General features: G+C 37.1%; 13 protein-coding genes. 8 read left to right on the forward strand and 5 right to left on the reverse strand.

What is annotated here, in order from left to right; translation table 11 throughout:
• Positions 1–22: 22 nt before the first annotated feature.
• Together AC27VX_RS21325 and AC27VX_RS21330 are read right to left on the reverse strand one after the other, a co-directional pair.
• The gene (locus AC27VX_RS21325) at positions 23–1,609 is read right to left on the reverse strand and encodes a patatin-like phospholipase family protein (protein WP_488697822.1); all 1,587 of its coding nucleotides are present in this window, start codon (positions 1,607–1,609) and stop codon (positions 23–25) included.
• 62 nt (positions 1,610–1,671) lie between these two features.
• Positions 1,672–2,571 carry a magnesium transporter CorA family protein gene (locus tag AC27VX_RS21330; protein ID WP_236855404.1) on the reverse strand — a complete coding sequence of 300 codons (900 nt, stop codon included), beginning with the start codon at positions 2,569–2,571 and terminating at the stop codon, positions 1,672–1,674.
• Between the two features lie 73 nt (positions 2,572–2,644).
• On the opposite strand from AC27VX_RS21330, the gene AC27VX_RS21335 reads away from it, so the two are divergent.
• Positions 2,645–3,667 carry a 3-oxoacyl-ACP synthase III family protein gene (locus AC27VX_RS21335; protein WP_488697824.1) on the forward strand — a complete coding sequence of 341 codons (1,023 nt, stop codon included), beginning with the start codon at positions 2,645–2,647 and terminating at the stop codon, positions 3,665–3,667.
• 129 nt (positions 3,668–3,796) lie between these two features.
• On the opposite strand, the gene AC27VX_RS21340 is transcribed toward AC27VX_RS21335, so the two are convergent.
• On the reverse strand, positions 3,797–4,957 hold the full coding sequence (locus tag AC27VX_RS21340; protein ID WP_236855402.1) for a thioredoxin family protein: 1,161 nt from the start codon (positions 4,955–4,957) through the stop codon (positions 3,797–3,799).
• A 301-nt stretch (positions 4,958–5,258) separates the two neighbouring features.
• On the opposite strand from AC27VX_RS21340, the gene AC27VX_RS21345 reads away from it, so the two are divergent.
• Positions 5,259–6,884, forward strand: a complete 1,626-nt coding sequence (locus tag AC27VX_RS21345; RefSeq protein WP_488697826.1) for a tetratricopeptide repeat protein — start codon at positions 5,259–5,261, stop codon at positions 6,882–6,884.
• Between the two features lie 380 nt (positions 6,885–7,264).
• Here the strand turns inward: AC27VX_RS21345 and AC27VX_RS21350 are convergent, their stop codons facing one another.
• Together AC27VX_RS21350 and pruA are read right to left on the reverse strand one after the other, a co-directional pair.
• The gene (locus AC27VX_RS21350) at positions 7,265–7,474 is read right to left on the reverse strand and encodes a hypothetical protein (RefSeq protein WP_236855400.1); all 210 of its coding nucleotides are present in this window, start codon (positions 7,472–7,474) and stop codon (positions 7,265–7,267) included.
• A 259-nt stretch (positions 7,475–7,733) separates the two neighbouring features.
• Complete coding sequence (pruA, locus tag AC27VX_RS21355) at positions 7,734–9,359, reverse strand: L-glutamate gamma-semialdehyde dehydrogenase (RefSeq protein WP_236855399.1); 1,626 nt, start codon at positions 9,357–9,359, stop codon at positions 7,734–7,736.
• Positions 9,360–9,770: 411 nt separating this feature from the next.
• Between pruA and AC27VX_RS21360 the strand changes: the two genes are divergently transcribed.
• The 6 genes from AC27VX_RS21360 (at position 9,771) to ureE (ending at position 13,965) form a co-directional block, all read left to right on the forward strand.
• Positions 9,771–10,136 (forward strand): hypothetical protein, encoded by a 366-nt coding sequence (locus tag AC27VX_RS21360; RefSeq protein WP_236855398.1) that lies wholly within the window; start codon positions 9,771–9,773, stop codon positions 10,134–10,136.
• A 155-nt stretch (positions 10,137–10,291) separates the two neighbouring features.
• Positions 10,292–10,594, forward strand: coding sequence for an urease subunit gamma (ureA, locus tag AC27VX_RS21365; RefSeq protein WP_089737134.1), 303 nt, complete (start codon positions 10,292–10,294; stop codon positions 10,592–10,594).
• Positions 10,595–10,608: 14 nt separating this feature from the next.
• A complete protein-coding gene (gene ureB / locus AC27VX_RS21370) occupies positions 10,609–10,977 on the forward strand; it encodes an urease subunit beta (protein WP_488697830.1) in 369 nt (122 codons plus the stop codon).
• A gap of 1 nt (position 10,978) precedes the next feature.
• Positions 10,979–12,700, forward strand: coding sequence for an urease subunit alpha (ureC, locus tag AC27VX_RS21375; RefSeq protein ID WP_236855396.1), 1,722 nt, complete (start codon positions 10,979–10,981; stop codon positions 12,698–12,700).
• Between the two features lie 118 nt (positions 12,701–12,818).
• Positions 12,819–13,466, forward strand: a complete 648-nt coding sequence (locus AC27VX_RS21380) for a hypothetical protein (RefSeq protein ID WP_236855395.1) — start codon at positions 12,819–12,821, stop codon at positions 13,464–13,466.
• Entirely contained in the window at positions 13,456–13,965 is a 510-nt protein-coding gene (gene ureE / locus AC27VX_RS21385) for an urease accessory protein UreE (protein ID WP_300690118.1), read from the forward strand. The genes AC27VX_RS21380 and ureE overlap by 11 nt, the downstream gene beginning before the upstream one ends.
• Position 13,966: the final 1 nt, after the last annotated feature.

The raw sequence follows: 13,966 nt of genomic DNA on the forward strand, positions 1-13,966 counted from the left end.
AAGCTAAAATACTTAAAAATCCTTATCCCACCGTTGGGGTATCCTCTTCCTTAAGTATTTTTTTCTCTTTCATAGAAAGCATCATTCGCTCATACTTATATTTTTCCCAGTCAAATTGATTGAGAAAGTCAAGGGCCGCCTGAAACCCTTTGTTGAAAAGCTCTTCCTTCTCTTCTTTTTTCATAAAGAAATTCAGCCAGCTGCTGGTACCACAGTTGACGGTCTGTATGCTGTACAACCTGTAGAATGTATGCTTGGTAAGGAACGTTTTATCATTGAATCCTTTTAAAGTACTGATGATGTTTCCGGCATAGCTAAAAGGACTTTTTAAGATTTCTTCACTTGTTTTTCCTTTTTCAGAAAGCAGATCAGAATCATTGGTAAGCTGTACCCCGAAAAGAGGTAACCTGGGATAGAAAACTTCATCCGCATGAAAAAGATCAATAGGAAAATTCGAAATGCTGCCGCCATCAATGAAGATTCCCACGGGGTTGATCTCATTTTGTTTTGTGTTCATCCAGTATCTCCATGCATATTTTACAGAATCTTCTTCTTTATTGATCACTTTTTGAAAGGGTTCAAAGAAAAAAGGAACAGACATGGAAGCTCTTACAAAATCTGCCGGGCTGATATGTTTCAGCTCCTCTTCGGACCAATACAGATTGGCCATTGTGGGAAGTTCCACTTTTATTTTAGCATTGATGTCGGTTGTAATAACAATGTATTCAGATCGGAGAAGATAAAATGGATTGTTTTTGTAGTAATCATTATTGACAGCACTTTCGTAGAAAATCCTATATCTCGTCTGGTCAATATGCTCCTGGTTTTTAGTTTTTATCTTTTCTATGCTTTGCAGAGCCATTGTATAATATTCCTGACCGTTTCCATATCGGTAGCTGAGGTTCAGATCCCATTCTTTCCGAATGAATTTTTCGTTAAGGCTGGCAACGGTGTCTATTCCAAAGCCTTCCAGTGCACTTTTCATGGTGTTCTGAAAAGTATTTCCGGGATTGAGCCCGCTGTTCTCTTTTCTGAAATTGTTGTATAGTTTTTGAATGCAGAAAAAGAGCATAATAGCCGGAACCAACGGAATTAAAAACATCAGTTTGGCATTCAGAATAGTTTCTGAATGAGTGACAAAAGGAATACTGATAAGGATAACAAAAAATGCTACAGCTATAATAGCATTGATTTTAAAGAAATTTTTATTATTCAGTATCGCATGAAGAGTAGTTTTTACATAGGTTTTCCCATCCATAAAATCCGAAAAATCCCAATTGAAAAGAATCTCTTTAATTAATTCGCTTTTCGGCTCCTCTTTGGTTTTACAGGCTGCTATAAGCACCGTATTAATAGCTCCGGCACTGGTTCCTGCAATTTTCAAAAAACGGATTCCAAAGGTTTCTAAACCATAAAGATAACCTACCAGTGCACTTCCCCAGACACCTCCTCCTTCCTGTACAAATTCTATATACTGATTACCATTTGCATCCAAAAGATCAGAGAACTCTCTGGAGGAGATGTTGAGATGCAAAGCAGCAAGCTTTTCTTTAGAAGCCTCAGAAAGTGAATCATCTTCCAGAATTTTATTAAGATCCTCAGTTTTCATGGTATTTTGGTTTTATAGTGCTTAAAAGCGAGTGTTAAAAAATAAACACTCATTGCGTAAAGTTACCATTGTCTGCGCCTTACGTAGATAAAAGTACTGATCACAACCGTTGCCATTACTCCTAATGTTATAAAATAGCCATGTTTATGATGAAGCTCGGGCATATTTTCAAAGTTCATACCATAAACCCCTGCAATAAAAGTGATCGGTAAGAAATAAACCGAATAGATGGCAAGAACCTTCATAACCTGGTTGGCCTTTTGATCTGAAAGTGCCAGAAACATTGAAATAAGGTTGGTAATCTGAATATTTAAATGATCAAAATCGGCCACTACGTCTTTATGCTTATCCTTTAAATCGACAATTTCGGAATCCTGAAGGTCCAGAAGTTTGAACTTATCAATAGCATCTGTGGAAATAACCAATACCCTTGAATTCAGCCCGGACTTTCGTTTTAGTTTATAAAGACGTCTGATCTGGCTTGTGTGATTGGTATTTTTAAGGAAAATTTCATTTTCAATATTATCCATAGTTTCCATTAGGCTTAGCGACTCATCATCAAAACTTTTCATAATGAGGATAGCGATCATTAAAGCTACTTTTTGAGGGGTTGCTTCTTCCTTCAGCACAGAGAGTTTCTTTTTCGTTTCAGAAATGCTTCGGGTTTTCATCCTGTGGATGGTGATAATGGTTTTACCCACTAGGAAAATTCCTATTTTGGTGCTGATATCACTGATGGTATTGAGATTTTTTCTTTCCAGCTCGGTACTTTCACGGAGAAGGAAGAATTTTACATTCCCATCTTCTTCATATTTTGGAAGGTGATTGGGGTCTATGGTATCTTCAAGAAGGAGATTGTTGATTTCGTATCTCTCATGAAGAAATTTCAGGTCTTCTGCTGTAGGAGCCTCCACATCTACCCATTCACACTGGGAGCTTCTGTATATTGTATCAATTGGCATAAAGTAAAAATACTAATATTTTGAAATACTATGTTTTAAATAAGTTTTATCTTTGCCAAAATTAAAAAACTATATGATTAAAAGTACCATAAAAGGAGTAGGATTTTATGTTCCAGATAATGTTGTTACCAATGATGACCTGTCCCAGGTAATGACAACCAATGATGAATGGATTACAGAGAGGACAGGTATTAAAGAAAGAAGACATCGTAAAAACAGGAATGATTCTCAGGAAACAACTGCCTATCTTGGATATAAAGCTTCTGAAAAAGCACTTGAAAAAGCAGGTTTGACTGCTAAAGATATTGATTATATTATTTTTGCAACACTTTCTCCGGATTATTATTTTCCGGGATGTGGAGTATTGCTTCAGGAGATGTTAGGCTGTGATACCATCGGAGCGCTGGATGTGAGAAACCAATGTTCAGGATTTGTCTACTCTATGAGTGTTGCCAATGCATTTATTAAATCCGGTATCTATAAGAACATCCTTGTTGTAGGAGCAGAAGTTCATTCTTTCGGTCTGGATTTTTCTGATGCGGGAAGAGGAGTTTCTGTGATTTTCGGAGATGGGGCAGGAGCAGTGGTACTCTCTGCTGCAGAAGATGAAAATGCAGGAGATATTTTAGCTGTAAATATGCATTCTGAAGGGAAATATGCTGATGAATTGTGTACGCAGTTTCCAGGTTCTAAATATGGATGGAGCGACAGGATGAGAAAAGAGCCGGAGAATGTAACGGATAAGGAAGTATATCCAATCATGAACGGAAATTTTGTATTCAAACATGCGGTAACAAGATTCCCGGAAACAATGATGGAAGCATTAGATAAGGCAGGAAAAACAATTGAAGATCTCGATATGTTTATTCCACATCAGGCAAACCTTAGAATTGCCCAGTTTGTTCAGCAGAAATTCGGGTTACCGGACGATAAAATCTTCAATAATATCCAGAAATATGGAAATACAACAGCTGCTTCTATTCCAATTGCCTTAAGTGAGGCTATTGAACAGGGGAAAATCAAAAGAGGAGATTTGGTTCTTCTTTCAGCTTTTGGAAGTGGATTCACGTGGGGAAGCGTATTGTTTGAATATTAATAATACCAAAACTCAATATTAAGATTCCCATCCTAAAATGAGAAACTTGAAAGGGGGAATCTTAGCAATGAAAAATAAGAAACCGCAGAACTAATCGTTCTGCGGTTTCTTATTTTATGTATTATTTAACTAAAGGCTTTTTAGTAATTTTTCAGTGTCAGACGAATCCTCTCCTGAAGTTTTTGCCAGTTCAACAGACTTTTCAGCCCACATTTTGGCATTTTTCTTATCACCTACCTTATTGTAAAGATTAGCCAAAGTATCTGTATTGGCAAAGTTCTGATCTTTTTTTACAGATTCTTGTGCCCAGGCAATGGCTTTTTCAAGGGAAGCTTTATTATTTACATTTTCAAAGAAATTCCATGCAAGAGAGTTCAGCTCCTGAGAACTTGCCCCAGAGTAGTCCTGGTATAGTTCCAGAATCAGCTTTTCATAAACCGGAATATCTTTGTTTTTCAAAGCTCTGTTGGCCTTCATCCTTTTAAAGATCTTGTCTGCCTCTTCTTTACTTAGAAATTTCTGAGTTTCTGTCATGAAATAAGTTTCATTCCATGTTTTTGTGTCGGCATTATAGGCCTTTTGGGCTACTGTATTCAGCTTGATATTCTTGTTAATACCTTCGTACTTTTCTTCTGGAAGAAATTTTAAAATATCTGCTTTTTTATCCTGAAAAGTCTTGTATAAAGGGCTGTCTGTAGTTTGAGTTCCTGAAAGAAGCATTTGAACATCATCCTGATCTAAAGTTTGTTTTTGTTGAAAATAACGGTTAAGTACCTTTCCTGCAAACTGAGGATCATTATAGATCGTAAGTCCGGCAAGATTTTTTAAAAATTCCTGATCCTTTTCGCCCTTTTCGAATTGCTCTTTTAAAGAGGTCAGTCTTTTATTTGGATCTTCAGCATCTTTGGCAAACTGGATAAAGTCGTTTTCCTCCACATATCCAAGAGTTCTGTGTACTGCTTCGCCTTTACCATTGATAAAAAGGTATGTAGGGAATGCTTTTACGTTGTACTTTTTTGCCAGCTCTATTCCTTCTCCTTTTTCCATGTCGATTTTAGCATTGATAAAGTGAGAATTGTAATAGTCTCCTACTGCTTTAAGAGGGAAAACATTTTTCACCATCAGTTTACATGGTCCACACCACGAAGCGTAAGCATCTACAAAGATCAGTTTGTTTTCTTTTTTTGCTTTCGCAACGATAGCTGCGAAGTTGCTGTCCTCGAATTTTATTCCCTGCGCCCATGCAAAGGCACCTATAAAGAGAGCTGAAATCAGCATTATTTTTTTCATATGAACTTTTTATTCCATGCAAATGTAATAAATATGATAACATTTAGGCAGGTCATATTAAAAATAATTATACAGGAACCGTGTTTTTAATATAGGGATAGGCTCGTATGAAAGATAATCGTTTATTGTTTTTGTCTAATTATTAAAATTAATGTAAAATGATGTTTTAGGTTAAATGATTAAATTTCAATAGAATGTTTTAATTAAAAGTAAAATATTACTAATTTTGTAAAAAACAAAAAGACACCAAGTGAAACTAATGATGAATTATTATAAAATAAGAATAATAATTTGTTTTTCTATGTCTAAACATCTACTGCCCCTTTTGTTTTTGCTCACCGCAGCAATCCCCATATTTTCCCAGAAAAAAAACGACTTTGAACAGATCTGTGACAGAACTTCTTCCATCACTGCCTATAAAGATTTACCTAAAGCCTTTAAAACTGCGGATTCTCTTTATATAGCGGCCCAGGCACCCTCAGAAAAGGTTAAGAGCCTGATGCTTTCTTCAGAGCTTTACCATCACGCAGATGAACTTAAAAAAGCGATATGCTACAGTGAAAACGCCCATTCATTAATCAATCAGTTCAACAATCCGGAATGGATGGCGGATGTGAGTAGGTTATTGGCCAGACAATATAGACAGGTAGGGTTATACGAAAGAGCAAAGAAATATATATTAAAAGGGCTGGAAGCTTCAAAGCAGATCTCCAGTTTTGAAAAAAGAAATGAGGCAGCAGGACTTCTGAATCAGGAAATGGCTTTTTATGAAATGGAACTTGGGAATTATTACAATGCAATACAGTACGTAGAATTTTCCCTCAAATATTTTGAAAAAATAGACAGCCAGATTGAAAGCCGCACGGAGGCCGCTTCGTATCAGGTTTTGGGAGATGTTTATTTTAAACTGAATGAATATCCCGTTTCCGAAAAGTATTATCGAAAAGCAGAGCAGTTACTAAAAAAGGGAAGCTGTACCCTTGGACTGGTTTATAACGGACTGGGTGGAATACGTCTGAAACAGAAAAACTGGAAAGATGCAGAGCTGTACCTTAAAAAAGCAGAAAAAATAGCAGATACTTCCAGAAGTCTTAAGCTTAAAAAAGCAGTTTATTCTAATATTAATGATTATTACGAAGGGATAGGAGATAATTTTAAAGCCTCTTTATACGCCGTGAAATATGTCAGAGCATATGATAGTATTGCAGCCCGTAATCATACATTTATTGGTCAGAGCAAAGAAGGTTCTAATGGTAAAAATAATAAAGGAAGCGGACAAATGAATGTGGCAAAAAATATAGCCATCATTATTCTGTTTGTTTCATTGGTTTCCCTGATTATATTCTTTAAAATAAAACAGAAGAGACAGCGTTCCAAATTAAGAAATATCATAAGAACACAATCCAATCTGATCAGTAAAAACAATTACCATCTGTCATCTTCCGATCCTGCTGAATTTTCCAACATCTCTGTTGAAGAAATTGCCGAGAAAGATTCTGAGGACGGTAGAAAAAGAAATGAATCTCTGATGACTTCCGAAACAGAGTCAAAACTGCTTGAACTGCTTGAGGAATTTGAAAAAGGAAATCTTTATAATAACAAAGGAATGTCTCTTTCCTTTCTTGCAGGAGAACTGAACACCAATACGAAATACCTTTCATATGTGATTAATCAGCATAAAAATGCTGATTTCAAAACTTATGTCAACCGCTTAAGAATCAACTATATTGTCGATAAACTGATCAATGATGAAAAGTACAGACAATACAAGATCAGTATTCTTGCTGACGAATGTGGGTTTTCTTCACACAGTAAATTTGCAGCTATCTTTAAAGTGGTCACAGATTATTCGCCATCAGCTTATATTAAATATCTGGAGTCTGAAAATCAATCAGATAAAAATGTTCATTTTCAGGAAAATGATTAAAGGGAGATCCTGTTTTTGATTATATCTTGCCATTTTCATGAAAATGGACAACCTATTGTTTTAAAGAATGCCATTACTATCCTATATTTGCGCCAGTTTTATGGGATATGACTTTACAGGCTGTCTCTTTTTCTTTTAAAAAGCTCCTGTTCTTTTTTGAGATGAAATAAGACGGAAACTATCAGGCTATGAAACTTCAGACATTACTACTTATTACACTTCAGGATTCTGAAATAATCAAGACTCCGGTTTTTATCTGCTAAAAAATATACTGATCCGAATCTTCGGACCATAACCTATAATCGGGGTTGATTGCCCGGTTTTTTTTCAGTCAAGTTTTTTTAAGTGCAAATCCACAGATATTCTGTGGATTTGTGATTTTATTTCGTTTTTGCACTGTCGGCTTTGGCTTTTGAAGTATTTGGAGTTGTGGGGGAGGGTTCAGAATTGGCTACTGCAGAATCGCCCATTCTGTTTCTTAAAGAATCCTTATCATGGGCATCTTTATATTCCTCTCTTTTTTCCTTGTTTTGAGCACAGCTTCCCAGAAAAAGAATTCCTAGAATAGTTGCTATCCAGAGTTTTTTCATAATCCTATTTTTATTGTTTGATGTTACCCAAATATAGTGATTTTATTAACAGATTATAAAATTAACAGATTCTTTTGTGAAAACTTAATAGGATAGGCTTTAATCTGTTTTCAAATGCAGATACAATGTATAATCCTTTAGCTGATCTATAAAATCAAAAAAGCAGCAGCATTTTCCGATTTCTTATGCATAAAAAAGCCCCGGAACTAAAATTCCGGGGCCATATTTAGAGTCAATAATTATTTATGACCTGTTATTATTATCCAAGGAATGGATATTTGTAGTCTTTTGGAGAAACAAAAGTTTCTTTTATACTTCTTACAGAAGTCCATCTTAGAAGATTCATTTTAGAACCCGCTTTATCGTTAGTTCCTGAAGCTCTACCACCACCGAAAGGTTGCTGTCCTACTACAGCACCCGTTGGTTTGTCGTTGATGTAGAAGTTTCCTGATGCATTTTCCAATGCCTTATAAGCCTCATTGATCGCGTAACGGTCTTGAGCGAATACAGAACCTGTCAATGAATAAGGAGAAGAAGAATCAACTATTTTAAGCGTTTCTTTCCAGTCCTGATCTTCATAAACAAATACAGATAAGATAGGCCCGAAGATCTCTTCTACCATACTTTCGTATTGAGGATTTGTAGTTTCAATTACTGTAGGGTGTACAAACCATCCTTTAGAATCATCAACTTTTCCACCGATCGCTACAGTAGCTTCACCAGATGCATTAGCTCTGTCGATATATCCTTTACATTTTTCGAAAGAATTTTTGTCGATTACTGCATTCACAAAGTTAGACGGATCTTCAGGAGAACCAATTTTAATTGTACTCATCTGAGCTTCCATTACTTTTTTCACATCAGCCCAAAGAGACTTAGGAACATAAGCTCTTGAAGCCGCAGAACACTTTTGTCCCTGATATTCGAAAGAACCTCTTACCAAAGCAGTAGCTACAGCTTCTACATTAGCAGATGGATGAGCGATTACAAAATCTTTACCACCGGTTTCCCCTACAATTCTTGGATATGTTCTGTAGTTGTGAATATTGTCACCGATCATTTTCCACATTCCCTGGAATACTTTTGTAGAACCAGTGAAGTGAAGACCTGCAAAATCTTTATGTGCCAATACTTTTTCAGCAGTTTCTTTTCCATCGGTAAAGATCATATTGATGACACCGGCTGGAAGACCAGCTTCTACCAATACATCCATAATTACTTTTGCAGAATAAACCTGCTTGTCAGAAGGCTTCCAAACGACTACGTTTCCTAGCATTGCCATACACGTAGGAAGGTTTCCTGAAATGGCCGTAAAGTTGAACGGAGTTACTGCAAAACAGAATCCTTCTAATGGTCTGTACTCTACGCGGTTCCAGATTCCATCGTCAGAAACAGGCTGCTCAGAATACATTTCAGTCATGAATTCTACGTTGAATCTTAGGAAGTCAATGAACTCACAAGCTGCGTCAATTTCTGCCTGGTGTACATTTTTAGACTGTCCAATCATTGTTGCTGCATTGATGACGTCTCTGTAAGGGCCAGCTAAAAGATCAGCTGCTTTCAGGAAAATTGCTGCACGCTGTTCCCAGCCTAGTTCATTCCACTCTTTTTTAGCTGCCAATGCCGCGTTTATAGCGTCATCCACATGCTGCATACCCCCTTGGTAATAAAATCCGAAGTCGTGAGCATGATCCTGAGGAGACTGAAGCTGTACTTTATTGTCAGTTTTTACTTCTTTACCATTGATGATCATTGGAATTTCTACCTTTTCAGACCACATTTTTTTATAGGTACTGATAAGGCTTTTAACTTCGGGAGATCCAGGTACATATGAACTTACCGGCTCGTTTACTGCTAATGGCACTTGCGAAATTGCTTTTGACATATTACGTTTTTATTATTTTTATTAAATTTTACTAAGTATGTTGTATACAAATTTACGATAATTATAAGAAAAGAAAAAATACCGCCTGTTTTTATGGAATAAACTTTTTAGCCTGATAATTTTTATCATTAAAGGTGTTTTTAATGCTTTATACTAAGAATGTTTAATGAATTTATTCAATTTTTTAGATTGATGGAAAATAAAGATCGATGGAGTATAATTGCGGGAATAGGGACAATAAAATATTTGTCATAGTTCAAATCTTACACTTTTATACTGTAAATAAAGGATTTATGGCTAAATGTTAAAAATATATAAAATTACGTTTGTTGCGATTTTGAACATTTTAAATAAATTTTTTGATAGCCAGAGTTTTAAGATTGTCCTACTTTTACATCATTATTAACAGGTATGAAAAAAAGAGTCCTATTTTTCTCTTTTGTATTATTTTTCTCAGCATTGTGTGCAGGTCTTTTTGCACATAAAGGGAAAACTGAATCATACTCTGATATCCTTTCAAAAATTCATCTTCTTCAGCAAAAATCGGATCAGCAGACCCAGCCTGAAATTTATAGTTTTACAGATGCTCAGGATGCTCAGGATTCCAACGATTGGGAGAAGGTAAAATTTGACTATTCAATACTTGCACAGCAGTGGCTTCACTATTTTTTTGCAGATTATTCTCATAATATACCGGTTGCGGCCGTTAAAAACCGTGTCTATATTACAGCACCAAGGTACATTCTGTATCATTCCCTGCAAATAGCAGGCTGCTAATCCTATTTTAAATTTTTCAATGACCCTTTATGGTTTGTATTATGTAAATACAGATCAGTAGGCATCATTCCTCACTTTACATTTTTAAACATTCCTATTTGTCTTTATAGAAAGACGAACCGGATACTGTTTGTTCAATTTTAAATAAAAATACTATGCACTTAACACCGAGAGAAACGGAGAAGCTTATGCTATTTCTGGCAGGAGAGCTGGCTCTAAAAAGAAAGGCTAGAGGCCTTAAATTAAACTATCCAGAATCAATAGCATTGATTAGCCATTTTTTGCTTGAAGGAGCAAGAGACGGAAAGAGAGTCGCTGAACTGATGCAGGAAGGCGCTAATCTTCTTACCAAAGATGATGTGATGCCCGGCGTGGCAGATATGATCCACGATGTTCAGATTGAAGCAACATTCCCTGATGGAACGAAGCTGGTAACCGTACACAACCCAATCCGTTAATACCTATTTCTATTATGATACCAGGAGAAATTTTCGTAAAAGAAGGCATTATTATCTGCAATGAAGGCAGAGAAACTGTCAAAATAAAAGTAACAAATACCGGAGACCGTCCTATTCAGGTAGGTTCACATTTTCACTTTTTCGAAGTAAATAAGGCAATGAGCTTTGACCGCGAAAAAGCCTTTGGAAAGAGACTGAACATTGTAGCAAGTACTGCAGTACGTTTCGAACCGGGAGAAGAAAAAGATGTGGAACTGGTAGAAATAGGAGGTACTAAAAAAGCAATGGGCTTTAATAACCTTGTTGACGGACAGGTAGATTCTGAAGAACAGAAAAAAGTAAGCCTTGCAAAAATTGAAGAGTTAAACTTTAAAAATTACTAAGATGAGCTTAAACGTAGATAGAAAGCAATACGCCAATATATTAGGTCCTACAGCCGGAGATAAAATCAGACTGGGAGATACTGAAATTATAATTGAAATTGAAAAAGATTTCACCCATTACGGAGACGAGGCTGTTTTCGGAGGTGGAAAAACCGTACGTGACGGAATGGGGCAGAACGTTACTGCAAAAAGAGACGAAGGGGTTTTGGACCTTTGCATCACAGGAGCAGTAATCATTGACCACTGGGGAATTGTAAAAGGTGATATCGGAATAAAAGACGGTAAGATCGTGGGAATAGGAAAAGCCGGAAACCCTGATACGATGGATGGTGTATCTCCTAATATGATCATTGGTGCTTCTACTGAAGTTCATGGTGGAAAAGGATATATCGTAACAGCGGGAGGAATAGATACCCACATTCACTACATCTGCCCACAGCAGATCGAGACCTCTTTATACAGTGGAATTACCACGATGATTGGTGGTGGTACAGGACCGAATGACGGGACAAATGCTACAACCGTTACTCCAGGGAAATTCAATATGCAGAAAATGCTTGAAGCAGCAGAAGAATATCCTATGAATCTTGGGTTCTTTGGAAAAGGAAACTGTTCTGCTGAGGAGCCTATCGAAGAGCAGGTAGAAGCAGGTGCTTTAGGAGTGAAAATTCACGAAGACTGGGGAGCAACTCCTGCAACAATAGATGCCGCCCTAAAAGTAGCGGATAAATACGACGTTCAGGTTGCCATCCACACAGATACATTGAATGAAGGAGGTTTCCTGGAAGATACAATGAGAGCGATCAACGGAAGAGTAATCCATACTTTCCATACGGAAGGAGCTGGTGGAGGGCACGCACCGGACATCATTAAAGCAGCAATGTACCCCAACGTATTACCTGCTTCCACAAACCCAACACGTCCTTATACAATCAATACGATTGATGAGCACCTAGATATGTTGATGGTGTGCCACCATTTGAGCAAAAATATTCCTGAAGATGTGGCATTCGCAGATTCACGTATCCGTCCTGAAACGATTGCAGCAGAAGATATTCTGCATGATATGGGAGTATTCAGTATCATGAGTTCCGACTCTCAGGCAATGGGAAGACCAGGCGAAGTAATCACCAGAACATGGCAGACGGCTAGCAAAATGAAGGAGCAGAGAGGTGCTTTGGAAGAAGATCAGAATACAGACAATGATAACTACCGCGCCAAAAGATATGTAGCGAAGTATACCATCAACCCGGCTATTGCTCATGGTATTTCAGAATATGTGGGATCTCTTGAAGAAGGGAAATTAGCTGACCTGGTGATCTGGAAACCTGCATTATTTGGGGTAAAACCTGAAATGATTGTAAAAGGAGGATTTGTAATTGCTGCTAAAATGGGAGATCCTAATGCATCTATTCCTACACCTCAGCCTGTTATTTACAGAAATATGTTTGGGGCTCACGGAAAAGCTAAATACGGTATCTGTGCCAACTTCGTTTCTCAGATCTCTATTGATAACGGAACCATCGCTTCTTATAAATTGGAGAAAATGATCCTTCCTGTGAAAAACTGTAGAAATATTTCTAAAGCAGATCTTATCCATAACGACAAGACTCCTTTAATAGAAGTAAATCCTGAAAACTATAAAGTAACGGTAGATGGTGAGTACATCACTTGCGAGCCGGCAGAAACACTTCCTTTAACACAGTTATACTACTTGTTCTAAAAATAAATCTGAAAAGTGCAAATCAAACCTTATAGGTTTCCAAAACCTATAAGGTTTAAATAAGATTTCAAAAGATTTATCCAAAGAAAATTTAACTCACTATAGAACTAAGTTTAGAATGAAATATTTAAATAAAACAGTTTTTTCTCTTGCGATAGCCGGGATATCCTTGATTTCCGGGGATTTAAGTGCTCAGTTCCTGGGGGGACACAGACTTAAAAGTGATGAAGAGGGGCCAAAAGGCCAGTTTATGGTTTACGGATCATTAGATTATTCCAAGATCACTACACCATCCAGCAGCAGCAGTACCGTTTCCAGCGCACCCCTTGGAGTGGGATACTTTATCAATAATAATGACCTTGTCGGAGTCAACTATGCTTACTCACAAAATACGGTAGATCATAAAGTTTTGTATAAGCAGAATGAAGCAGGAATCTGGTATAGCCCGTCATTGATGCTTGGAAAATATTTTGTACTGATTGGCCAGGTTGATGCTCATTATGTTTGGGGTCAGCAGCAGTCAGGAGCTGTGGATGCAATGCAGAATTTTAACGGATTCCGTCTTCGTGCTTATCCACTGATCGGAATTTTGTTAGGAGGAGGCTGGGCTTTGAAATTCAAATTTGCAGAACTTTCAATGCTTCAGACCAAGACAAAAGAGGAAGGCTGGACAAAAACCTATGTAGCAGGAATCAGTGGTTCAACGTTCGGAGTAGGAATTTCCAAAAACTTAGACTTCAGAAAAAAATCCCAAAATGATAATTAATCAAATCATAGGCAATCTCTCTGAAAATCCTACAGCAAAAACCATAGATTATCTTGATCTTGAATGGTTTGAAACAACAAAAAGAATCCAGCGCAAAAAAACCAGACAGGGAACCGATGTTGCCATCAAGTTTCTCAGAGAGGGGCAGCGCCTGCATGAAGGAGATATTCTTTTTGAGGATGCAGAAAAAATAGTTGCCATTAATGTTTTGGAGACGGATGCTATTGTAATGGCTCCGGGTTCATTACTGGAAATGGGAACAGTATGTTATGAAATCGGAAACAAACATATTCCGCTTTTTATTCAGGACGATAAAGTTTTACTGCCTTTCGAAATGCCCATGTTCAGATGGCTGGAGGCAAGCGGGTTCAAACCGGAAAAGAAATCTGTAAAGCTGCTTAATCTTCTTAAATCAAACGTTGAGCCTCACGGGCATGGAAGTCTGGGTTCAACAATATTTACAAAAATCTTAAAAATGGCTGCCCCAAAAGATGAATAAT

This window comes from Chryseobacterium sp. 14P4.3.2 (assembly GCF_057799275.1).